This window comes from Mesorhizobium sp. M1E.F.Ca.ET.063.01.1.1 (assembly GCF_003998155.1).
Taxonomy (GTDB): Bacteria; Pseudomonadota; Alphaproteobacteria; order Rhizobiales; family Rhizobiaceae; genus Mesorhizobium.
The window spans coordinates 1-626 of sequence record NZ_RZSC01001448.1; the positions used below are offsets into that span (position 1 = coordinate 1).

Genomic DNA, 626 nt, shown 5'->3' on the forward strand with positions numbered 1-626 from the left:
CATGAGGGGCTGACGTTCCGGGGCGTCGGCGAGATCGAATTGCCGGCGCCGGGCCTCGGTGCCCTCAACTATGATCTCTATCTCAAGCGGCTCAGCGAAAAGCACCCGAACATCCCGGTCATCATCGAGCATCTCTCAGAGGACGACGTGCCGCGCGCCAAAAAATTCCTCGACGGGAAATTCCGCGCCAACGGACTTTGACGCCCGGGGAGGTGATGATGACCAGGACCGCCAGCGCGAAGCGCGACTACAGCCTTGTCGGCGAAAGCACTCGGCACGCGATCGAGACCGGACTCGCCTCGGCTGAGTGGTACCACACGGACGTGCCGCGCAAGGTGATGAAGGAGTTGATGCAGCGCTCCGACGGGCCGGCGATCCGCGACACCATCATCTGGATTGCCGCGATCCTGGGTTCGGCTGGCGGCATCGTCTGGTTCTGGGGCACGTGGTGGGTCGTGCCGTTCCTGTTCGTCTATGGCGTGCTCTACGGCTCGTCGAGCGACTCGCGCTGGCACGAATGCGGCCACGGCACCGCTTTCCGCACGCGCTGGATGAACGACGTCGTCTACCACATCGCCTCGTTCATGCTGATGCGCAATCCGGTGCAGTGGCGCTGGAGCCATGCC

1 protein-coding gene and 1 pseudogene are annotated in these 626 nt (G+C 63.9%); both read left to right on the plus strand.

Annotation, left to right across the window (positions count from 1 at the left end; genetic code table 11):
• Positions 1 to 201: pseudogene (locus EOA29_RS39150) on the plus strand (sugar phosphate isomerase/epimerase); the annotation flags it as partial.
• Between the two features lie 17 nt (positions 202 to 218).
• Positions 219 to 626: fatty acid desaturase (locus EOA29_RS39155; RefSeq protein WP_189479176.1), on the plus strand; the 408-nt coding region annotated here is incomplete at its 3' end.